The organism is Flavobacterium omnivorum, assembly GCF_900099915.1.
GTDB classification, from domain to species: Bacteria; Bacteroidota; Bacteroidia; order Flavobacteriales; family Flavobacteriaceae; genus Flavobacterium; species Flavobacterium omnivorum.
On the sequence record NZ_FNDB01000003.1, the window covers coordinates 41,427 to 64,477 of the forward strand.

A 23,051-nucleotide genomic window follows, 5' to 3' on the forward strand; every position below is an offset into this window, starting at 1 on the left:
TATTTTTTGACTTTAAAAAGTGGAATTTATAGCCATTTAAAAATTTGAATTAAAAAAATCTCAAAAATCCTTTGAATCAGTGGCAAAAGAAACAACAAATCAATACTTTTTCTGTTTACTTTTGTACCAAATAAAATTCCATGTCAATAGAAGTTAGTAATATATCCAAAAGTTACGGTGCCCAAAAAGCACTGGATAACATTTCATTTTCTGTCAAAAAAGGAGAAATTGTTGGTTTTTTAGGTCCAAATGGTGCTGGAAAATCGACCTTAATGAAAATATTGACTACCTATATCAATGCTGATGAAGGGACAGCAATCGTAAATGGAAACGATGTAAACACCCAACAAAAAGCGGTGCAGCTTTCTATTGGTTATCTTCCAGAACACAATCCCTTGTATTTAGATTTGTATGTGAGAGAGTATTTGGCTTTCAATGCTGATGTGTATAAAGTAGCCAAATCCCGTATTGAGGAAGTGATTCAATTGACGGGTTTAACAACTGAAAGTCATAAAAAAATTGGACAACTTTCTAAAGGATTTCGCCAACGTGTGGGTCTTGCCAACGCCTTATTGCACAATCCAGATGTTTTGATTCTTGACGAACCTACCACCGGCTTGGATCCAAACCAATTAATCGAAATCCGTAATGTGATTAAGAACGCAGGTAAAGACAAAACTGTTTTCCTTTCTACACACATCATGCAGGAAGTAGAGGCGATTTGCGACCGTGTTATCATCATTAATAACGGGAAAATTGTAGCTGATAAAAAACTGGACAACTTAATCTCTGCCGATAAAGAACAGATCATAGAGGTAGAATTTGATTATAAAATCGAAGAGCAAGCTATTGCAAAAATCCCCCATTTAAAATCTTTCAAAAATATACATGATTGCTCTTGGGAACTGACTTTTATATCCGATAAAGACATGCGTCCAGCTGTTTTTGATTTTGCACATGATAACGGTTTGAAAACCCTTCAACTTAATCAGAAGAATAAAAATTTGGAGGCCGTTTTTAGAGAGATAACCAAGGAGTAAACTGTTTTCAGCATAGTTTTAAGAAAAATAAATTCGGTCTTGTCATTCCGACGAAGGAGGAATTTCATCAAATGGAATTCCTCCTTCATCGGAATGACAAGACAATAAAAAAAGCTTCCAGCTTTTTGAAGGCTGGAAGCTTTGGATATAATAGCATGAATTTCTAAAAAACCTTGCTCGCTATTTGTTTAATATTCTCTGATTTTCCCATGGAATAATAGTGCAATACAGGAACTCCAGCTGCTTTCAATTCTAATGATTGTTGAATTGCCCACTCGATTCCTACTTGTCTGATATCCGCATTATTTTTACACTGATAAACGGCATGAATTAAATCTTCCGGCAAATCGATTCGGAAAATTTGTGGCAAAACCTGTAAGTGTCTTTGCACTGCGATTGGTTTGATTCCCGGAATAATAGGAACAGTAATTCCCATTTCTCTGGCTTTAGCAACAAATTCAAAGTATTTAGCATTATCAAAAAACATTTGCGTCACCACATAATCAGCACCGGCATCTACTTTTTCTTTCAGTCTTTTTAAATCTGAAATTAAAGACGGAGATTCCAAGTGTTTCTCTGGATATCCAGCAACACCAATACAAAAATTGGCTTTATTATCAACATCCATAACCTCATGCAAGTATTTTCCACAATTCAGCTGGTCAATTTGTTTGACTAAATCCACGGCAAAATCATTTCCCCCTATTTTAGGAACAAAAGACTGCTCGTCTTTCATAGCATCGCCACGAAGCGCCATCACATTATCAATTCCTAAATAATGACAATCGACCAATAAATACTCGGTTTCTTCTTTCGTAAAACCACCGCAAAGCACATGAGGAACGGTATCTACGTTATATTTATGCTTGATTGAAGCACAAATCCCAAGCGTTCCGGGACGCATTCTGGTTAGTTTTTTTTCCAATAAACCACTGCCTTTATCCACATAAATAAATTCTTCGCGGGAAGTTGTTACGTCTATAAATGGTGGTTTGAACTCCATCAACGGATCAATATTGTCGTATAATTCCTGAATGCTTTTTCCTTTTTGAGGCGGAATAATTTCAAATGAGAATAACGTTTCTCCTTTTGCTGCTTCTATATGTTGTGTTACTTTCATTCTTTTTTAGTTTGAAGTTTAAGGTTTAAGCTTCTCTAGAACAACTTTAAACTTTAAACATTTTTTTAATCCGCAATATTCGGGTTCAACCATTTCATCGCTACTTCGGTAGAAACACTTCTACGTTTGGCGTAATCAATAACCTGATCTTCTTTTATTTTTCCAAGTCCAAAATACTTGCTTTCCGGATTCCCAAAATAATATCCTGAAACCGATGAAGCCGGCCACATTGCCATACTTTCCGTCAAAGTCACTCCTATTTCTTGCTCTACATTTAGTAATTTCCAGATCGTAGGTTTTTCTAAATGGTCTGGACATGCCGGATATCCAGGTGCAGGACGAATCCCTTTGTACTCTTCGGCGATCATTGCTTCGGCACTGATATTTTCATCTGATGCATACCCCCAAATTTCTTTACGGATTTTTTCGTGCAAATATTCTGCAAAAGCTTCTGCAAAGCGATCTGCTAATGCTTTTACCATTATCGAATTGTAATCGTCTAAATCTTTTTCGAATTCAGCAGCCCATTCATCCACACCAAAACCTGTCGTCACACAAAATGCTCCCATATAATCCGTTTTACCACTGTCTTTCGGAGCAATAAAATCAGACAATGCGATATTTGGAGCCCCTTTTGTTTTTTGTGATTGCTGACGCAAAGTCAAAAAGGTTTGCAATGGCTTTCCGTTCTCGTCACTTAATTCGATATCATCATCATTGACTTGATTCGCCGGGAAAATTCCGTAAATTCCCTTAGCTGTTAATTTCTTTTCCTTCAGTATAATTTTCAACATTTCTTGCGCATCCTCAAAAACGGCAGTCGCTTGTTCCCCAACTACCTCATCGGTTAAAATCGCTGGGTATTTTCCGAACAATTCCCAGGTTCTAAAAAATGGTGTCCAATCAATATAGGGAACCAAAACATCTAGGTCCACCTCGATCACTTGTTCGCCTATTATCCTTGGCTTTACAGGAGTAAAATTCCCCCAATCCAACTGCAATTTATTTTTGCGTGCTTGCTCAATAGTCAGGAAATTCTTGTCTCGTGAACGATTCAAAAATGTCTCCCTAAAGGCATCATATTCCGCTCTTATGTCGCTTGCGTAGAGTTTTTTATCCTTGTTCAATAAACTTCCAGCTACCGTTACAGCTCTTGAAGCATCATTTACATGAATAACCGTTTCTCTGTATTGTGGTGCAATTTTCACAGCTGTATGCGCTCGCGAAGTGGTTGCTCCACCAATCATTATTGGAATTTTAAGTCCTCTTTTATCTAATTCTTTAGCAAGAAAAACCATTTCGTCCAGTGACGGTGTTATTAATCCGCTTAGTCCAATAATATCTACATTATGTTCAATCGCCGCTGCAATAATTTTTTCAGGAGGTACCATTACCCCTAAATCCACGATCTCATAATTATTGCACGCCAATACCACACTTACTATATTTTTCCCAATATCGTGTACATCGCCTTTTACGGTTGCCATCAGGATTTTTCCGTTCCCTTGCTTGTCTCCGGCTTGCTTCGATGCTTCGATGTAAGGTAGAAGGTATGCCACCGCTTTTTTCATCACCCGCGCCGATTTTACCACCTGAGGCAAAAACATTTTACCCGAACCAAATAAGTCACCCACCACATTCATTCCTGTCATTAAGTTGATTTCGATAACTTCGATGGGTTTTGTAGCTGCCAGTCGCGCTTCCTCAATATCCAGAAGAATAAATTCATCCACTCCCTTTACTAGGGAATGTGTCAATCGCTCCTGAATAGTTCCCGAGCGCCATTCCTGAATCGCTTTCTCATTGCTCTTTACATCTCCTTTTACATTCTCGGCAAAGTCCAGTAATCTCTCGGTGGCATCCTCTCGTCTGTTCAGAATTACATCTTCAACACGCTCCAAAAGATCTTTTGAAATTTCATCGTAAATTGAAAGCATTTCCGGATTCACAATTCCCATTGTCATTCCGTGTTGGATGGCATGATATAAAAACACGGAGTGCATCGCCTCCCGAACGGTATCATTTCCTCTAAACGAAAACGAAACATTACTCACGCCGCCACTAATATGTGCATGAGGTAAATTTTCTCGAACCCATTTGGTTCCTCTAAAGAAATCCAAAGCATTCAGTCGATGTTCTTCCATCCCAGTTGCTACCGGAAATATATTTAAATCGAAAATGATGTCTTGCGGAGGAAAACCAACTTTGTTCACCAAAATATCATACGACCGTTGGCAAATTTCTACTCGACGATCGTAATTATCCGCTTGCCCTACCTCGTCAAAAGCCATGATGATGGCCGCAGCTCCGTAGCGCTTAATCAATTTAGCATGATGAACAAATTGTTCTTCCCCTTCCTTTAAAGAAATAGAATTCACTACACTCTTTCCTTGAACTACTTTTAATCCCGCTTCGATTATATCCCATTTTGAGCTGTCAATCATGATTGGCACTCTAGAAATATCTGGTTCAGCAGCAATTAAATTCAGGAATTTTGTCATGGCATATTCGCCATCGAGCATTCCTTCATCCATATTAATATCGATGATTTGTGCGCCACCTTCCACTTGCTCTTTAGCAATGCTAAGTGCCTCTTCGTATTTTTCTTCCTTGATTAATCGAAGGAATTTTCTAGAACCTGTTACATTCGTACGTTCCCCAATATTCACAAAAACGCTGTTCGGCGTAATAATCAAAGGCTCTAATCCCGACAATACAAGGTTTCTTCTAGTTTCTGCGTGTGCCATTTTTTATCTTTATTTGATCCCGCAAGGTTTCAAAAACCGTATCGGAATGACTTATTGTTTCTTATTATTTTGGGCGTGACCCAAAAGGGTCGGGCTATTCGCTTCAAGTCCTCGACTAATTTCGCTATCGCTTCATTAGTCTGTGGGCTTTTCACTGCTATCCCTCACGCGGGTTTTATACCTTTTATGTCATTAAGAGACACCAAGCAATCTCATCCAGTAAGTTCTTAAACATCGTCCACATTTTTGTCATTCCGAACAAGGAGGAATCTCATTATATTATTCCTCCTTGTTCGGAATGACAAAACATCCCATTCTGTTTTTATTCTCTTTACGGCCACGGATTGCAAATCCGCGCTATCGGGGCTATTCTAAATTATAATTCTATTGTTCAACCTTTTTATCTTTCCTTTGTTTGCGGGCACAATTGGGATGCTTACGCTATAGAGAATCAAACCTCAATATAAACAGAACCTAGACCCCCCAGTTTGTCATTCCGACGAAGGAGGAATCTCATCAAACTATATCCGTAATGTGATTCCTCCTTCGTCGGAATGACAAAATCACACTTTATGTTTTTATTCTCTTTATGAGTACGGATTACAAATCCGCGCTATCTAGTACGATTACATATCCGTACTTTTTCGTTAAATAAGTATTATTAAATTTAAAATAGATCAAAAAAATAACTAACAAATCCAAACATCCCTGTCATAATAAATAATAAACCTGATAAAAATATTTTTAGTTTAGCTGTAAAAATCATGTCATCTGTATCCAGCTTATAAAATTTATTTTTTAAACATATAACAACTCCAACTAAACAGCAAAACATTCCAGTAATTAATTTTAATATTGGATATATCGAAAAGATATCTTCTTTCATTTTTAATTTTCAATCCGTTTCTTCTCTTAAAAATCAATTTTCAACTAGATAGTAATTTCATTCCTTACAAAAACCTACATTACCGCCGTCGAAACTCTCGGTTTATAATCCTTTGCTATATCAGCAATCAACTTGATGTGTTCTGGCGTTGTTCCGCAACAACCACCTATGATATTGACTAAATTATCGTCTAAATATTCTTTGATAAAGGCTTGCATTTCTTGCGGTGTTTCATCGTATTCTCCAAAAGCATTTGGCAATCCTGCATTAGGATGTGCCGATACATTGAACGAAGTATTTTGTGACAAAGTTTGCAAATAAGGCTTCAGCAAATCAGCTCCTAAAGCACAATTGAAACCTACACTCAATAATGGAATGTGCGAAACAGAAACTAAAAAAGCTTCTACGGTTTGACCCGAAAGTGTTCTTCCTGATGCATCCGTAATGGTTCCCGAAACCATGATTGGAATATCAATGTTGCGCTCGTCTTTAACTTCTTCGATAGCGAAAAGTGCCGCTTTTGCATTTAAAGTGTCGAAAATGGTTTCAACTAGCAATAAATCACTTCCACCATCAATTAAGGCTTCGACTTGTTGTTTATAAGCAATACGTAAATCATCGAAAGTTACGGCTCTGTAACCGGGATCATTTACATCTGGTGACATGCTGGCCGTACGGTTTGTTGGTCCTATGGAACCCGCTACAAAACGGGGTTTTTCTGGATTTTTGGATGTGAATTCATCAGCTACTTCACGGGCAATTCGTGCCGATTCGTAGTTCAATTCATAAACCAAATCTTCTAGATGATAATCAGCCATCCCAATAGTGGTTCCTGAGAACGTATTGGTTTCAACGATATCTGCTCCTGCTTCAAAATAGGCTGCGTGAACGGCTTTTATGGCTTGTGGCTGTGTGAGTGATAATAAATCATTGTTTCCTTTCAAGGAATGTGGAAAATCTTTGAAACGTTCGCCACGAAAATCCTCTTCGGAAAAATTGTAGCGTTGCAACATGGTTCCCATTGCTCCATCTAAAACAAGGATTCTTTCTTTTATAGCCTTTTGAATGTTTGACATAACTCTTTATTTCTTGCAAATCTCGATACGTATTGAGATTCGTTCTTTTGATTAATGATTACAAAAGTTCTCTATATTGGCTCTTTAGCCCCGATTGCAGTGAAAATCCTTTTACTTTTTTCTTTAAAAAGTAAAAGAGTACTTCACTAAACTTTCATTTTAATCGGAGTTCAGTGAACTTCGTTTGCAATGGAAAGCGGGAAAATCATCGGCAAAAAGGCCTGATAATTCGCTCCTGATACTGAAATTAATTCAGTAGGCTATAAAATCGATAGGTTGTCAAGAAAAGGTTTGAGAAATACTAGTTGAGTATTCGTGTGTTATCTATCTTAAATACTGAAAATGTTCAGTACAAAGTAGAATGTAGCACCTTCTTTAAAGATAAAGGGTTGCTAAGGTTTCATCGGGTCTTTCCCTCCGCCTTTCGTGATAACTTTCAATAAATATAGGAACAGTGCAAAGTAAAGACAAAGCGCTAACAATTGCAAGTTTTTTTTAAAAGTTTCTAAGGCAGTTTGTTGCAAAACTAAAAAAAAAGGTTCTGAATTGCATGGATGTAAACCAACCTTAGCAACTCAGAACCTTTGTAACTCAGCATCTTTTTTAAACTATCGCTTTTACCACGGCTTTTGGAGCTTCTTTACGGGTTCCATCAAATCCGTCAACACCTGAAACTGTTGTGTATTTTAACACATACTTTTTTCCCGGATTGATAATTTGATAGGCTGCCTGGCACATTAATGTAGCTTCGTGGAAACCACAAAGAATCAATTTCAGTTTGCCCGGATAGGTATTTACATCTCCTATTGCGAAAATTCCTGGAATATTTGTTTGATAATCCAATGAATTATTTACTTTGATCGCATTTTTTTCAATGTCTAATCCCCAGTTTCCTATTGGACCAAGCTTTGGCGTAAGACCAAAAAGCGGGATAAAATAATCAGTTTCTATCGTTCTTCTTGCACCATTTTCATCAAGTACAATTGATTCGATATGCTCTGCTCCATTTAGACCTACTACTTCAGCGGGTGTAATTAACCGTATTTTTCCAGCATCTTTTAATTCCTGTACCTTTTCAACAGAATCTAATGCTCCTCTAAACTCATTTCTTCTATGAATCAAAGTCACTTCAGAGGCAACGTTAGAAAGGAATATACTCCAGTCTAAAGCAGAATCTCCTCCACCTGAAATAACGACTCTTTTATTTCTAAATTTTTCTGGGTTTTTGATAAAATACTTAATCCCTTTCCCTTCATAAAAATTGATACCATCAATAAGTGGTTTTCTAGGTTCAAAACTTCCTAGTCCTCCAGCAATAGCCACTACCGAAGCCTGAATTTTTGTTCCTTTATTAGAAGTAACAATGAAGCTCCCATCCTCTTGCTTGTCAATCGTTTCTGCACGTTCTCCAAGAGTAAATCCGGGCTCAAATTGCTTGATTTGCTCCATCAGATTATTTACTAAATCACCTGCCAAAACTTCAGGAAATCCCGGAATATCATAAATTGGCTTTTTAGGATACAATTCTGATAATTGACCACCCACTTGCGGAAGTGCATCTAATATGTGACATTTTAGTTTCAATAATCCTGCTTCAAAAACGGCAAATAAACCTGTTGGTCCAGCTCCTATTATAAGTATATCTGTTTTAATCATTTTTTTTTCTTTATGTAATGTAATTGTCCTAAACTATTTAATTGCAAATGAACGAATGATTCTCTCAAAAATAAATGATAAATATCAGTCGAATTCTTTGCACTTTGTTCTATTCTCTTGGCTCTTTATTCTTTAATGCTTCGGTGATTTCGTTCATCTTCTGTACTTTTTCTTCAAAATTTCCTTTTAGCGTCTTGCGATATTCATTCAGGTTTTCGACCATTTTATTGATATCATTCGGAATTATTTCTTCAAAAAACTCGCGTAATCTTTTTGCGGTTGTCGGTGATTTTCCGTTAGTCGAAATAGCGATTTTTACATTTCCTTTGGTTACAATTCCACCCAAATAATAATCACATAATGGCGGCGTATCAGCAATGTTGCAAATCAAATATCTTTTTCTGGACAAATCATAAATCCTTTTGTTCACTTTTAAATCATCAGTACATGCAATAACCATGTGGCGTTTGCGCAACATCCAACGATTGAATTTTTTATACGTCAGCTTTACTGTTGAATGGCTTGCCGCCAACGTTTCTAGTTCAGGTAAAAATCGCGGCGCTACTACCTCAACATTTGCGTTTGGACTGGATTTTAATAAAAAGGACAACTTTTCTAATCCCACATTTCCACCACCCACAATTAGAGTGCTAAGATTGTGCAATTTTAAAAAGATGGGATATAATTCATTCCTTTCCATAGACCAAGACCTTATTGTGATGCGATTTCAATTCGTTATAAAAAGCTACGTTTTTCTTGCCATCACCTACTACTTCTCCTATTACAATAATTGCGGGAGAACTTAAATTTTTCTCTGCAACAATTTTTTGAATGGTATCAACAGTTCCAATTCCTACTTTCTCCTGTGGAGTAGTTCCGTTTTGAATAATCGCAACGGGCATTTCTCCTTTAGATTCCTTTTGGAACAAAGCTACAATTTGATCCAATTTACTCATTCCCATCAAAATCACAACGGTTGCCGTTGATTGAGCTGCCAAAGCCACATCTGAAGACAATTTTCGTGCTGAAGTCGTCCCTGTAATCACCCAAAAACTCTCCGAAACTCCTCTTTTTGTCAACGAAATTCCTTGCGAGGCTGGAACTGCAATCGATGAGGAAATACCTGGAATTACAAAGGTAGGAATTCCAAAACTCTCTACGAATTCTATTTCTTCACTGCCACGACCAAAAATAAACGGATCGCCACCTTTTAGTCGCACCACATTTCCGTATGTAAGTGCATTGTCAACTATCAATTGATTGATCTCGTCTTGCGTATATTCATGACAACCTTTTCGTTTTCCCACAAATATTCTCAAAGCTTTCTTAGGAGCATAGGACAATAATTCTTCATTTGCCAGGGCATCATACAAAACTACATTGGCTTCCGCCAATGCTTTTGCCCCTTTGATGGTAAGTAAATCCGGATCTCCAGGACCAGCACCTACTAAAGTAACTTGAGGTTCTATTTTATTTTTCATCTTGAAGGTCTTTAGCTCTAAATGTTTCGATGGTATCAAAAAATGTAATTGCTTCTTGAATGTATTTTGTAGCGAATTCTTGAGAGGGTTCCTGATCTTTAATTTGAAACACTAAAGCTTTTAAAGTCGATTGCAATGGGATTTTATTTGTTTCAACAAAAACAGTATCAAATAAGTCTATTATTCCAGCTTGATGATTTGTTTTTTGGTTTTCCGAAAGCAACAAGGCTTTTGCACCATTTACAAAACCGGCATACGCGTGATAAATCGCATCAGACCATTTTCCTTCTTCGAAAGCTTCTTTTGCAAAAGTTAATTTATCTTTAGCTTCTAATAATAATGTAGCCACTAAATCAATTACAACTCCGGCGCATTCTCCAACTCCAACTGCTTTTACGTAGTTATCCGCATTTCCCCAATCTACAAAATCAGCTTCGGTAAGATTAGTCAAATCAGCTAATGGTTTCAAAAATTCGTAGAAGTATTTCTCACCTTTGGCATCATAATAATTCAAGAATGATTGTCCGTTTCCATTCGCTTCAAAATCATTTAAAATGAAACGCAACGCATCAGGTCCTCTTCTACTTGGAATTTTGATTACTTTATCCGAAAATCTTCCGTTTCCGTTTCCTAAATTTCCACCGCCTAATAAAACTTGTAACGCTGGCGCCACTAATTTCCCTGAATTGATTGACATTCCCTGGAAACCTATTTCGGCCATATTGTGTTGTCCGCAAGCATTCATACAACCACTGATTTTGATCGTGATTTCGCGATTATTACTGTATTGTGGATATTCTGCTGCTAATACTCGCTCTAGTTCTACTGCAATTCCCGTGCTACTTGCAATCCCTAGATTACAGGTATCCGTTCCTGGACAGGCTGTGATGTCTGAAATTGTATTATATCCCAAGTTTACAAAATCTAATTTGGCTAATTCTTGGTAGAAAAAAGGCAAATTTTCTTCTTTTACGTGACGAATTAAAATATCCTGTCTCAATGTAAAACGCAATTCATTAGCCGCATAATTTTTAATCAAATCCGCTAATAATCTTGCTTTATCAGTATAAAAATCACCTAATAAAACTTTGATTCCAATCGCTACATAACCGGCTTGTTTTTGCGCAATTACATTTGATTTTTTCCAAGCTTCGAAAGCTATTGTGTCTTCGATTGCTACTTTTGGTGCTTCTAATAAAGGAGCTGGAATTGCTCCTTCAAAAGCTATTGTATCAATCTCAACGATTTGATTTGATAATGCTAATTTTTCCTCGTCCACTAATTTTAAAAATTCATCGCGGCCAATATCTTTAATTAAGAATTTCATTCGTGCTTTCAAACGTTTTGCTCTTTCACCAAAGCGGTCAAAAATTCTCAACACGCCCTCAGTTGTTGGGATAATTTGGTTTACCGGAATAAATTCTGATAATAATTCGGCGTGGCTTGGTTGAGAACCTAATCCTCCACCTAACATTACTTTAAATCCTCTTTCGCCATTTACAATTCTTGGAATAAATCCTAAATCATGTAAGTAGCTTAGTGCCGTATCTTTATCTGAAGACGAAAATGAAATTTTAAATTTACGTCCCATTTCCTGACAAACCGGATTTCTCAAGAAAAACTGAAACATAGCGTGCGCATAAGGCGACACATCAAAAAGTTCTTCAGTATCAATTCCTGCTGTTTCGCTCGCCGTAATATTACGAACGGTGTTTCCACAAGCTTCACGAAGTGTAACATCATCTTTTTCTAATTCAGCCCAAAGTTGTGGCGTTCTGTCCAAACTTACATAGTGAATCTGGATATCCTGACGCGTTGTAATGTGTAAACGTCCTGTTGAATATTCATCAGACACTTTTGTAATACGCAACAATTGTTCGCTGGTTACTTTCCCAAAAGGCAACTTAATCCGAATCATCTGGACGCCTTCCTGACGCTGACCGTACACTCCTCTCGCCAAACGAAGGCTTCGGAAACGCTCATCATCAATTTTTCCGTCACGGAATAAAGCAATTTTTCTCTCTAAATCGATGATGTCTTTTTGGACAATCGGATCTTCTATTTCAGTTCTAAAACTTTCCATACATTATTGTTTTTCCCCTCCCCAACCCTCCCCGAAGGGGAGGGAGCAGAAACTGGGAATGTTATATTATAATTTAATCAATTCTATTTTCTATTCTGGCACCCTTCACTTCGGAGAGGGCTGGGGTGGGGACTAATTTATAAACCCTACTCCTGCCGTTGTGTTGGTTGCTGCATCGATTAAGACAAAAGCACCATTTGATTTATTATCATTGTAAGCATCGAAATAAATGGCTTTGCTTAGCTTGATATTTACTTCTCCTATTTCGTTTATCGCTAATTGAGATGCTTCTTTGGTACCTGAAAAGTCAGTTGCGATGACATTTTTCACACTATCAATTTTAGCTAAAACACGATTAGTGTTATGTTGTACAAAATATTTTGAACCAGCAACTAGCTTTTTACTATCCATCCAGCATACGGTGGTATTGATATCTTTTTCTACTTTTGGCAGTTCAGATGACTTTACAATCATGTCGCCTCTTGTTACATTGATATCATTTTCCAGTTCCAAAGTAATCGAAGAACCCACTGAAGCTTCATCAAATTGCTTATCGAAAAAATGAATTTTAGTGACAACAGACTCTGTCAAAGAAGGCAGAACGGTTACCGCATCACCCACTTTGATATTGTTCCCGTACAATTTCCCAGCATATCCCCTAAAATCATGGTACTCTTCCGTTTTTGGACGAATAACCGTTTGCACTGGGAAACGTGTTTTTCCTTTTTCATAAACATCCGCTGGTTCTAAAGCTTCCAGATGCTCTAATACCGTCTGTCCTTCATACCAAGCCATATTAACCGATTTATCAACCACATTTCCGCCGTTGATTGCGCTTAATGGAATATAGCTTACTCTTTGTTCTTGAAAAGTACTTTTAGCATTTAAAGCTTGAAAATCAGCTTTGATCTTATTAAAGACTTCCTCAGAATAATCCACTAAGTCCATTTTATTAATCGCCACTATTACTTCTTTCACTCGCAACAAATTATTGATAAAAAAGTGACGATAGGTTTGCTCAATAACTCCTTTTCGAGCATCAATCAATATGATAGAAACCTGCGAAGTTGATGCTCCAGTAACCATGTTACGGGTATACTCAACATGTCCGGGAGTATCAGCGATGATATAACTTTTCTTAGCTGTCGAAAAATAAATATGCGCCACATCAATCGTGATTCCTTGCTCTCTCTCGGCTACTAATCCATCGGTTGCCAATGAGAAATCAAGGTAATCATATCCTTTTTGCTTGCTGCTCTTTTCTATTGCTTCGATTTTATCGGTAGTCAACGATTTTGTATCATACAATAACCGTCCAATTAGGGTACTCTTTCCATCATCTACACTTCCTGCTGTTGCTATTTTTAAAACTTCCATTTTATATTTGGTTTAAAGTTTAAGGTTCAAAGTTGTTTAACTTCGTTACTTAAATCTTTTAATTTTTAAATCCTTAAATCTTTCAATCGCTATTTTCTAAAAGTATCCTTGTTGTTTTCTTTTCTCCATCGCAGCCTCAGATCGTTTATCATCAATTCTGGCTCCTCTTTCAGAAATTGTTGACGTTCTAATTTCGCCAACCACCTCGGCAATTGTAGCAGCATACGAATCAACTGCAGCAGTGCAACTCATATCTCCAACCGTTCTAAAACGAACGATACGCTCTTCAATTTCTTCATTTTCTTCTTGATATACAAAAGGAGAATGAGACCAAATCATGCCGTCTCTCAAGAAAACTTTACGTCTATGCGAAAAGTAAATGGATGGGATTTCAATTTGCTCCTGCTCAATATAACTCCAAACATCCAATTCGGTCCAGTTCGAAATAGGAAAAACACGAACGTTTTGACCGTTTTCTATTTTGCCGTTTAACAAATCAAACAGTTCTGGACGTTGATTTTTTTCATCCCATTGCCCAAAATCATCCCGTACCGAGAAAATACGTTCTTTAGCTCTTGCTTTTTCTTCATCACGACGCGCACCACCTATACACGCATCAAATTTAAATTCTTCGATTGCATCCAAAAGTGTTGTGGTTTGCAAACTATTCCTGCTGGAGTATTTACCTGATTCTTCAACTACTTTCCCTTCGTCAATAGCGTCTTGTACGTTACGAACAATTAACTCCAATCCTAATTCTTTTACCAATCGGTCTCGGAATTCAATTGTTTCTGGGAAATTATGTCCCGTATCCACATGTAATAATGGAAAAGGAATTTTAGCTGGAAAAAATGCTTTTTGAGCTAAACGAACTAAAGTAATTGAATCTTTTCCTCCAGAAAAAAGCAATACTGGTTTGTCAAATTGAGAAATGACTTCTCTAAAAATGTATATTGCTTCGCTTTCTAAAGCATTTGTTTTTAAAATGGTACTCATTTTTTTAATTTAAAGATTTAAATGATTGAAAAATTTAAAGATTCCAACAATCATTTATAATTTATAATTCATAATTTAAAATTACTTTTGGTGTAAACCACATTCTTTATGACTGGATTCCCACCACCATCTTCCCGCTCGGATATCTTCATCCGCAGTAATGGCTCTGGTGCATGGCGCACAACCGATACTCACGAAACCTTGTTTGTGCAAGGCATTTTGTGGCACATTGTTATCGTCTATATATTTCTGAACCTCTTCTAAGGTCCACTTTAACAAAGGGTTGAATTTAATTATTTCAAACTTACTATCGTATTCAAAAAGATCTAAATCATTTCTGTTTTCGGATTGTTCGGCTCTTAAACCTGTGATCCAAATCGAATTTCCTTTCAAGGCTTTAGTCAATGGAGCTACTTTTCGAATGAAGCAACATTCTTTTCTATTCTCCACGGATTCATAAAAACTGTTTGGACCTTTTTGGTTTAATAATTCTTCTACTGCAGTTGCTGCTGGAAAATAGGTTTTAATATCTATTTTATACTTGGTCATTGTTTTGTGAAAAACATCATACGTTTCTTGAAACAACCTTCCTGTATCTAATGTAAAGATGGTGATTGGCAAATTTTGCTTCGCAATTATAGCCGTAATCACCTGATCTTCTTGCCCAAATGAAGTGGAAAAAACTACTTTATCCTCATATTCACTCGCTAAAAAAGCAAGGGTTTCTTCTAGTGAAAAAGTTACAGTTCTATTTAACAAAGTCTTTATACTTGCTATACTCATTATAATAATTTAGATAATGTTCTTAAACTCAAAATAATAATTAAAATTCCAACCAAAATCATCATCGGTTGTCTTTTGATTTTGTTGACTAATAAAGCTGCTATTGGCGCCGCTATCACTCCCCCTAAAATCAATCCTATTATCACTTGCCATCCTTCAATCCCCCCAAAAATCATGAAAGTTATTCCGCTAGCGAATGAAACTGCAAATTCAGCGGCATTCACAGATCCAATAGTGTATCTCGGATTTCTGCCGCGTCCTAATAAGGTTGAAGTCACAATTGGACCCCAACCGCCTCCGCCCACAGCATCCATAAATCCTCCAAAAGAGGCCAAAATACCCAAACGTTTGGTTTTCTTTTTTATAATGTTTTTTTGCATTGCTTTTCTAATAATGATGCAAGCCAATGCAATCATGTAAACAGCAATAAATGGCTTTATCACATCCCCATCAATCACATCTGACAATAAATAAGCTCCAGTGACTGATCCTAAAACACCCGGTATCAGCAAGTGTCTTACCAATTTTTTATTGATATTTCCAAATTTATGATGCGAAATTGCAGATACTCCCGTAGTAAACATTTCGGCAACATGAACTCCCGTGCTGCTTACCACAGGCGGAACGCCGTACGCCAATAAAAAAGAAGTGGAAGTCGCTCCATAACCCATTCCTAATGTCCCATCCACTAATTGTGCAAAAACACCAATACAAAAAAAGATTAAAAATTCTGTATCGAATCCAGCAACAAATCCATTCCAAGAAAATTCAGCATGATGATTATAAACCAGTGTAGCAATTAATCCAACTAATAAAACTACCGGAATCACAACCCACAGACGCTCTTTGAAGGATGTTTCGATTTTTACGGCAACAGTATTCTCTTTATTTTCTTTGCTCATGCTACTTAAATTCAACTATTTTTTATTATTCAAATCTATTGCCCCATCGGAATAGTAGATTATATTGCAAAAGTAAAGATTTAAACTTAACTACAAAATTTATTTTGTGATTATTATCTAAAAAGCAATGTCCGCCAGCGTATTGTTTTCCAATATCAAGAGCGTATTGTCGCGCACTTCTGTCATTAGCTTTCGCACCGCACAAGTGGTTTCATCGGAGCAGTCAGCACAAGGCTCATAAAAATTGTGGCTGGCACATGGAAGTAGTGCAATTGGCCCTTCGAGAATTCGATAGACATGGGCCATATTAATATCCTTTGGTTCTTTTATCAAATAATATCCTCCACCTTTTCCTTTTTTAGCACCTAAAAATCCGGAGTGACGCAGTAACAACAAAATGCTTTCTAAAAATTTTAACGAAATGGTTTCACTCTTTGCAATATCAGCAATTGCTACTGGAGTTTGATCTTCTTGGCGAGCCAAAAAAGTCAACGCTTTTATTCCGTATTTTGTTTTCTTTGAAAGCATGTTAAAAAAATATAAGATTGAAGATTAACGATTTTTTGATTTCAGATTTAAAATTAATTTGAAATCAAAACGTATTTAATATTGTAACAACAAAAATATACTTTTTGAATGAAGAATAGTGACTGATGATTAATGAATATTATCCGACTCGAAATCTAAAATCACTAATCATCAAACTAAAACCTTACGAAAGCGCCTGTTCCAAATCAGCAATAACATCCTTCACGGTTTCTAATCCTACGGAAACTCGCACCAAACCATCAGTAATACTTACCGCTAAACGTTCATCCACTGATAATTTGCTATGAGTTGTGGATGCTGGATGCGTTACAATAGTTCTAGTATCGCCTAAATTTGGTGATAAAGAACATAATTTTATTTTATCCAAAAAGTTTCTTCCGGCTTCTAGACCCCCTTTTATTTCAAAAGCTACAATGTTTCCGCCCAACTTCATTTGCTTTTGAGCAATTTCATATTGTGGATGCGATTTCAAGAATGGATATTTTACTTTATTGACCTGAGGATGACTTTCCAGAAACTCCGCTACTTTCAAAGCATTTTCACAATGTCTATCTAGACGAATCGCTAATGTCTCTAAACTCTTAGACAATACCCAAGCATTAAAAGGTGATAAAGAAGGTCCTGTAAGTCGGGAAAACAAATAAATTTTTTGAATCAATTCAGCATCACCAACTGTTATTCCGCCTAAAACTCTCCCTTGTCCGTCCATTAATTTTGTCGCAGAATGTACCACTAAATGTGCACCCCATTTTATAGGTTGTTGCAAGTAAGGCGTTGCAAAGCAGTTGTCAATGACCAAAATCAAATTGTGTTTTTTAGCAATTGCTCCTAAAAGTTCCAAATCGATAATATCAACAGCTGGATTGGTAGGCGATTCTGCAAAAAGAATCTTTGTATTGGGTGTGATGAAACTTTCAATGGTTTCCGGCTTATTAATATCAAAATAGGAAGTTTCAATATTCCATTTTGGAAAATAATTAATGAACAACGAATGTGTGGCTCCAAAAACACTGCTGGATGAAACAATATGATCTCCAGATTTCAATAAAGCGGCTATGGTTGAATACACCGCAGCCATTCCGGATGCAAAGGCAAAACCAGCTGCAGCACCTTCCATAGCACAAACTTTATCAACAAATTCGTTGGTGTTTGGGTTGCTATAACGGCTATAAATATTTCTGTCTTTTTCCTCAGCAAAAGAAGCACGCATGTCCTCGGCATCTTCAAATACAAAACTGGAAGTTAAGTACAAAGGCACTGAGTGCTCTAAAAATTGTGTTCTTTCTAATTGAGTGCGGATGGCTAAGGTTTCAAAACCAAATTCTTGATCGTTCATTCTTTTTTAGTTTAAAGTTTAAGGTTTAAAGTTGTTTGAATATTGAATTCAATCACTTTGCTTAAACTACAATGGTTTATTATTCAAAACTACTTTGTAATGTATAGTTGCTGTTGGCTCTAATGTTTTAGAAACCGAACAATATTTTTCGAAAGAAAGTTGTGCGGCTCTCGCTGCTTTTTCTTCATTAATAGGGCCTTCCAAATAAAACACAATGTGAATATCCTTGAATGGTTTCGCTTCTCCTACTTGCACGCGCTCTCCTTCGACCTCAGCTTTGAAAGAGGTGATTTCCTGACGTTGCTTTTTTAAGATCGAAATCATATCAATGGCGCTGCAAGCCGCTACACCCATCAATACTAATTCCATAGGACTTGCGCCCTTATCATCTCCACCAAATTCTGGTCGGCTGTCTACATTTACAATATGTCCTCTTTCGTTTTTCAATTCAAAGTGGAAATTGTCATTTACTCTGTTTAATGTTATTTTCATTTTTCCCCTCCCCAACCCTCCCCGAAGGGAAGGGAGCCAAGACTGGAGGCAGTCCCTTTTTAATTAATTATATTATTGGACACAGATGAAACGGATTGTTGATTTTTATATCTGAAATCTAAATTCAAAAATCTGCAATCTTAAATCGTCATCCTTTATCCGACAATCTCAAAATATCGCCAAAAACACCTCTGGCCGTTACTGCTGATCCTGCGCCTGCTCCTTGAATCACAATTGGTCGGTCTCCATACGACTCTGTGTAAATTTCGAAGAAAGAATCAGAACCTTTCAATCCGCCCAGCGCCGTATCTGATGGCACGGAAACTAATTTAACTTCTAGATTTCCTTTGTCATTTTGCAAATCGCCTGACAATTCGCCTATGTATCGCAACACGTGATTTGGTTTTTGATCGGCTTTTATTTTTGCATAAATAGGATCAAACTCTGTCAATTTATTTAGAAAATCAGAAACATCACCTTCACGCAAATGTTCTGGAATTAAATTTTGAATATCAATTTCTTCAAACTCATTTTGCAAGTCCAATTCCCTGGCCAAAATCAATAATTTCCTACCTACATCATTTCCGCACAAGTCTTCTCTTGGATCCGGCTCGGTATATCCGTTATCAATTGCTTCCTTCAATATTTCACTAAACGGAGCATCTTTAGCAGAAAAATTATTGAACAAATAACTCAAAGTTCCTGAGAAAACACCTTTAATCTTCGTAATATTTTCGCCTGAAAGATGCAATAATTTAATCGTATCTATTAACGGCAATCCTGCTCCAACATTAGTTTCATAAAGATAACTCTTTTGATTATCCGCCAGCACTTTACGCAATTTTTTATAAAAACTATAACTTAACGTATTGGCCACTTTATTAGACGAAATCAAATCGAAACTGTTTTCTGCTAATTTTACATAATTTTCAACAAATTCAACACTTGCCGTGTTATCAATTGCTATCAAATTCTCCAAGTGATGCTCATTTGCGTAAGCAATTACATCATCAATAGTATAAGAGAAACCATTATTTTGAATTTCATTTTTCCAGTTTGGAGTAACACCATTTTTGTTTAAAAGCACGTTACTAGAATTAGCAATAGCAAAAACATTCAACTTAATGTCTTTCCGTTTTTCAATAGCTGCTGCCGATTCTAAAATTTGATTGATCAGCGTTCCTCCTACCAATCCATGCCCGAAAACAGCAATATTGATTTTCTTTGAAACTCCAAAAATCTCCCCGTGAATCACGTTTAAAGCTTTATTCAGTTGCGATTTTTTCACCACCAAACTCACGTTTTTACCGGTAACGGTATTATTGAAAAGTATTGGAACAATTTTATTTTTTATCAACGCCGTGTAGGGCTTATGAAACGTACTCAAATCCTGACCAATAATAGAAATTACCGAAACATCATCCGTCACCGTGATTTTATTAACATCTTTCGAATAGAAATCATTTTCGAATTCTCTTTCTAATTCTATCATAGCTTTAGTTGCTTTATCAGCAGCTACAACTAAACCAATTCCTCGTTCTGAGGAACCTTGAGAAATAATGCTTACGCTAATATCATTATCGCCCATCACTCTAAAAATACGAGCATCAACACCAGTTTTACCAAGCAATCCTCTTCCTTCCAGATTGACTAAAGAAACATTTTCAAGCACTGAAAGCGTTTTAATTCCTTCTTTATTGGAATTCGATGTTATTAATGTTCCTTTATTTTCATGATTGAAGGTATTCAAAATACGAAGTGGAATGTTTTTTTCCAATAAAGGAATAATCGTTTTTGCATGCAGAATAGTGGCACCAAAATTGGCTATTTCATTGGCTTCATTAAATGACAAATGATCAATCTTCTTGGCATCAAGTACTAAATCCGGATTTGCAGTATAAATTCCGTCTACGTGCGTGTAGTTCTGTAATTCATCTGCATTTAAATAATTAGCAATTAAGGAAGCGGTGTAATTACTGCCGTTTCTTCCTAAAGTGGTCGTGTCATTATTGGTATTAGAACCAATAAACCCCGTAACAACATTCACCGTTGTTCCGTTATTTTGTTTGAAATAATTAATGACATTTTTCTTCGAAATTTGTTCCAAAGGTTGTGCATCACCAAATTTCGAATCGGTTTTTATCAATTCTCTGGTATCGGCAAAACGGGCGTTTATTCCATTTTGAACCAAAATGGCTGTCAGTAATTTTGCCGAAAGCAATTCTCCTTTTGATAAAATCTGATCTTTTATTTTATTGCTGTAATCCCCAATCAGACTTACGCCTTCGAATAATTTTTCTAAAACTGTAAATTCCTCTGATAAATCAACGTCTAGATAATCGTCTTGTTGGTATCTTTTAAAATCCTCAAATAAAGGTTTATAATCACCATTCTTTGCAGCAACACTTAAAATGTCTTCCAATTCATCCGTAGCATTTCCTCTTGCCGAAACTACAATTGCAATTTCTTCTCCTTGATTTACTTTATCGGTAATAATCGCGACCACTTTATTTATTCCGTCGCCATTTGATAACGATTTACCTCCAAATTTTAATATTTTCATTGTATTGTGTTTTTGGCTTAGAATATATCCTGAAGCAAATTGTGTAATTGTTTGTATTCTATCAAAAAAGCATCGTGTCCATGAATGGAAACAATTTCCTGATAGCTGACCTTATTTTTATATTTTCTTAATTCCTCGTAGGTTGCTTTATTTTCATTAGCCGTAAAAAACAGGTCTGAATTGATTCCAATAATATGAATATCAGCTTCAATTCGAGATGTTATTTCTTCGAATGAAGCGCTATTTCTCGTAACATCTATCGTCTTCAATAATTGATTCATCATTTTGTACGACGAAATTTGAAAACGTTTCTGTAATTTTTTGCCATGATGTAACAACCAGCTTTCTACATTAAAAATGGATAATTCCTCATTAATAGATCTCTGAAATTTTGCCGCAAAAGATTCTGGAGTACGGTAACAAAGCATCGCATGAATACGAGCATCTTCAATAGGTTTCGAGGAATTTTTCAGAATTTGTTCTTGCAAAAAGCAATTGGCGATAAGCCAATCCGTCGATTTCCAATCGGTTGCAATAGGAATTAAATGTTGTGTGATTTTTGGTTCCAATGCAACCATTTCCCAAGCGATTCCTCCGCCAACAGAACCACCAATAATCGCATACAGTTTTTTAATTTCAAGAAACCGAATCCCTTTTATAAAAATTCTGGCAATATCTCTGGCATTAAAATCCGAATAATTTTCGATGCTAAAACCATCAAATCCATTTCCGGGAACATTAAACGCGAGAATTGTATATTTTGTAGTATCTATAGTTTTGTGTTCTCCAATTAGATCATTCCACCAACCCTTTTCACCCACAACTTGTGAATTTCCGGTTAAAGCGTGATTCACCAATACGATTGGTTCGGTATGCAATTCTGGCCCAAAAACTTGAAAACTTAAATTTAAGGCAGCATAAAAAGCGCCACTTTCGGTGGTGAAATTTTGTAATGTAATAGATGATGGTTTATTTTCCAATTGCAAATCTTTTATGATTTTTGACCTGTGTTTGGAAATATTAGAAAGAAAGCTAGGAGTTATCTAGACAAATTCTTAGTGTTATCTTTCCACGTTTGGCGTGGTAGAATGCAGCACCTTCTTCGATAAATCGAAGGGTTGCTAAGGCTTCATCGGGTCTAATCCCTCTGCCTTTCTTTATAACATTTCAATACGTTTGTGAACTTAATGACGCAAATTAACCACTATTTTTTGTAACAACCAAATTTTTATGCGCAATCGATTTTTTTGTTAGGTTTAAATAAAAACCTGAAACTAATAAACATAGAAATGTTATTTTGACGAAGTGGCTCTAAACTATTTGGTTTATTACTTCGCCAAAATAACAATTTTGGTCATTCTCTTGAAAATCTCAAAACCGAAAATAAATTCGGATTTCTTAAATAAAAAGCGCTTCATTCTCTTGTGAATACATTAGAAAAAGCAATGAATTGGGCACGGACTTTTGCGCCAGAGGATCGTTCTTTGAAACTTCAAACCTAGGATGAATCAGTTCGTTTTTAGAAACGTTCTCCTTCTCTTTTTTAGATGTTGGGTCAATCCTTCTTAATAAATCGAAAGTTTTCGGAAAATACTTAGTTGTACTCATAATTTTAGGTGTTAGGTTATTAAACTCATTTGTGATTGCTAGTTACTTTTAAAATTAAATTTAGAAACAAAAAACCCTTTTAGATCCATATCCAAAAGGGTTTTAAGTTGTGTTATGAACTTATACTTTTGGAATCAACAGACATAAAGAAACATTATAGCTTGGACCGTTGTCAACTTATTGGCTGTTACTTTAATCGTGTACTGAAAATTTAAATTAATCATGTATGCTTCTCTTTCTGTAAAAATTAGTCTTTTGGTATTCAAAAAAAAAGCTTCCCGTTATCTGGGAAGCTTTTGCTATATAATTTGATTTAAAAATTATGCAATAAGCGACCCGCAGGAATTATCCTGTGC

19 protein-coding genes and 2 riboswitches are annotated in these 23,051 nt (G+C 36.3%); of the genes, 1 reads left to right on the forward strand and 18 read right to left on the reverse strand.

Going from position 1 to position 23,051, the window contains the following annotated elements; all coding sequences use genetic code 11:
* Window positions 1–140: 140 nt before the first annotated feature.
* Window positions 141–1,040 (forward strand): gliding motility-associated ABC transporter ATP-binding subunit GldA, encoded by a 900-nt coding sequence (gldA, locus tag BLS90_RS03940; RefSeq protein ID WP_091255515.1) that lies wholly within the window; start codon window positions 141–143, stop codon window positions 1,038–1,040.
* 163 nt (window positions 1,041–1,203) lie between these two features.
* Here the strand turns inward: gldA and metF are convergent, their stop codons facing one another.
* The 18 genes from metF to BLS90_RS04030 form a co-directional block, all read right to left on the reverse strand.
* The gene (gene metF / locus BLS90_RS03945) at window positions 1,204–2,160 is read right to left on the reverse strand and encodes a methylenetetrahydrofolate reductase [NAD(P)H] (protein WP_091255517.1); all 957 of its coding nucleotides are present in this window, start codon (window positions 2,158–2,160) and stop codon (window positions 1,204–1,206) included.
* A 65-nt stretch (window positions 2,161–2,225) separates the two neighbouring features.
* Complete coding sequence (gene metH / locus BLS90_RS03950; protein ID WP_091255518.1) at window positions 2,226–4,907, reverse strand: methionine synthase; 2,682 nt, start codon at window positions 4,905–4,907, stop codon at window positions 2,226–2,228.
* A gap of 667 nt (window positions 4,908–5,574) precedes the next feature.
* Entirely contained in the window at window positions 5,575–5,793 is a 219-nt protein-coding gene (locus tag BLS90_RS03955; protein WP_091255520.1) for a hypothetical protein, read from the reverse strand.
* Between the two features lie 74 nt (window positions 5,794–5,867).
* Complete coding sequence (locus tag BLS90_RS03960) at window positions 5,868–6,869, reverse strand: homocysteine S-methyltransferase family protein (RefSeq protein ID WP_091255522.1); 1,002 nt, start codon at window positions 6,867–6,869, stop codon at window positions 5,868–5,870.
* A 317-nt stretch (window positions 6,870–7,186) separates the two neighbouring features.
* Window positions 7,187–7,305, reverse strand: a riboswitch (SAM riboswitch).
* A gap of 167 nt (window positions 7,306–7,472) precedes the next feature.
* A complete protein-coding gene (locus tag BLS90_RS03965; protein ID WP_091255524.1) occupies window positions 7,473–8,525 on the reverse strand; it encodes an NAD(P)/FAD-dependent oxidoreductase in 1,053 nt (350 codons plus the stop codon).
* Window positions 8,526–8,634: 109 nt separating this feature from the next.
* Entirely contained in the window at window positions 8,635–9,225 is a 591-nt protein-coding gene (locus tag BLS90_RS03970; RefSeq protein WP_091255526.1) for a precorrin-2 dehydrogenase/sirohydrochlorin ferrochelatase family protein, read from the reverse strand.
* Complete coding sequence (cobA, locus tag BLS90_RS03975; RefSeq protein WP_091255528.1) at window positions 9,212–10,006, reverse strand: uroporphyrinogen-III C-methyltransferase; 795 nt, start codon at window positions 10,004–10,006, stop codon at window positions 9,212–9,214. Before cobA ends, BLS90_RS03970 begins: the two co-directional genes overlap by 14 nt.
* A complete protein-coding gene (locus BLS90_RS03980) occupies window positions 9,996–12,089 on the reverse strand; it encodes a HEPN domain-containing protein (protein WP_091255529.1) in 2,094 nt (697 codons plus the stop codon). The genes cobA and BLS90_RS03980 overlap by 11 nt, the downstream gene beginning before the upstream one ends.
* A gap of 132 nt (window positions 12,090–12,221) precedes the next feature.
* Window positions 12,222–13,466 carry a sulfate adenylyltransferase subunit 1 gene (locus tag BLS90_RS03985; protein ID WP_091255531.1) on the reverse strand — a complete coding sequence of 415 codons (1,245 nt, stop codon included), beginning with the start codon at window positions 13,464–13,466 and terminating at the stop codon, window positions 12,222–12,224.
* Between the two features lie 96 nt (window positions 13,467–13,562).
* Window positions 13,563–14,462 (reverse strand): sulfate adenylyltransferase subunit CysD, encoded by a 900-nt coding sequence (gene cysD / locus BLS90_RS03990; protein ID WP_091255533.1) that lies wholly within the window; start codon window positions 14,460–14,462, stop codon window positions 13,563–13,565.
* 81 nt (window positions 14,463–14,543) lie between these two features.
* Entirely contained in the window at window positions 14,544–15,245 is a 702-nt protein-coding gene (locus tag BLS90_RS03995) for a phosphoadenylyl-sulfate reductase (protein WP_091255535.1), read from the reverse strand.
* Window positions 15,245–16,147, reverse strand: coding sequence for a sulfite exporter TauE/SafE family protein (locus tag BLS90_RS04000; protein ID WP_091255537.1), 903 nt, complete (start codon window positions 16,145–16,147; stop codon window positions 15,245–15,247). The genes BLS90_RS03995 and BLS90_RS04000 overlap by 1 nt, the downstream gene beginning before the upstream one ends.
* Window positions 16,148–16,264: 117 nt before the next feature.
* Window positions 16,265–16,675: an RrF2 family transcriptional regulator gene (locus tag BLS90_RS04005; protein ID WP_073355066.1), complete on the reverse strand. Its 411-nt coding sequence runs from the start codon at window positions 16,673–16,675 to the stop codon at window positions 16,265–16,267.
* A gap of 184 nt (window positions 16,676–16,859) precedes the next feature.
* On the reverse strand, window positions 16,860–18,032 hold the full coding sequence (locus BLS90_RS04010; protein WP_091255539.1) for a trans-sulfuration enzyme family protein: 1,173 nt from the start codon (window positions 18,030–18,032) through the stop codon (window positions 16,860–16,862).
* 66 nt (window positions 18,033–18,098) lie between these two features.
* Window positions 18,099–18,524, reverse strand: coding sequence for an OsmC family protein (locus tag BLS90_RS04015; protein WP_091255541.1), 426 nt, complete (start codon window positions 18,522–18,524; stop codon window positions 18,099–18,101).
* Window positions 18,525–18,672: 148 nt separating this feature from the next.
* A complete protein-coding gene (gene thrA / locus BLS90_RS04020; protein ID WP_091255543.1) occupies window positions 18,673–21,087 on the reverse strand; it encodes a bifunctional aspartate kinase/homoserine dehydrogenase I in 2,415 nt (804 codons plus the stop codon).
* A 17-nt stretch (window positions 21,088–21,104) separates the two neighbouring features.
* Window positions 21,105–22,067 carry an alpha/beta fold hydrolase gene (locus tag BLS90_RS17290; RefSeq protein ID WP_317039376.1) on the reverse strand — a complete coding sequence of 321 codons (963 nt, stop codon included), beginning with the start codon at window positions 22,065–22,067 and terminating at the stop codon, window positions 21,105–21,107.
* A 78-nt stretch (window positions 22,068–22,145) separates the two neighbouring features.
* Window positions 22,146–22,253, reverse strand: a riboswitch (SAM riboswitch).
* A gap of 232 nt (window positions 22,254–22,485) precedes the next feature.
* Window positions 22,486–22,695 carry a hypothetical protein gene (locus tag BLS90_RS04030; protein WP_091255547.1) on the reverse strand — a complete coding sequence of 70 codons (210 nt, stop codon included), beginning with the start codon at window positions 22,693–22,695 and terminating at the stop codon, window positions 22,486–22,488.
* Window positions 22,696–23,051 lie beyond the last annotated feature (356 nt).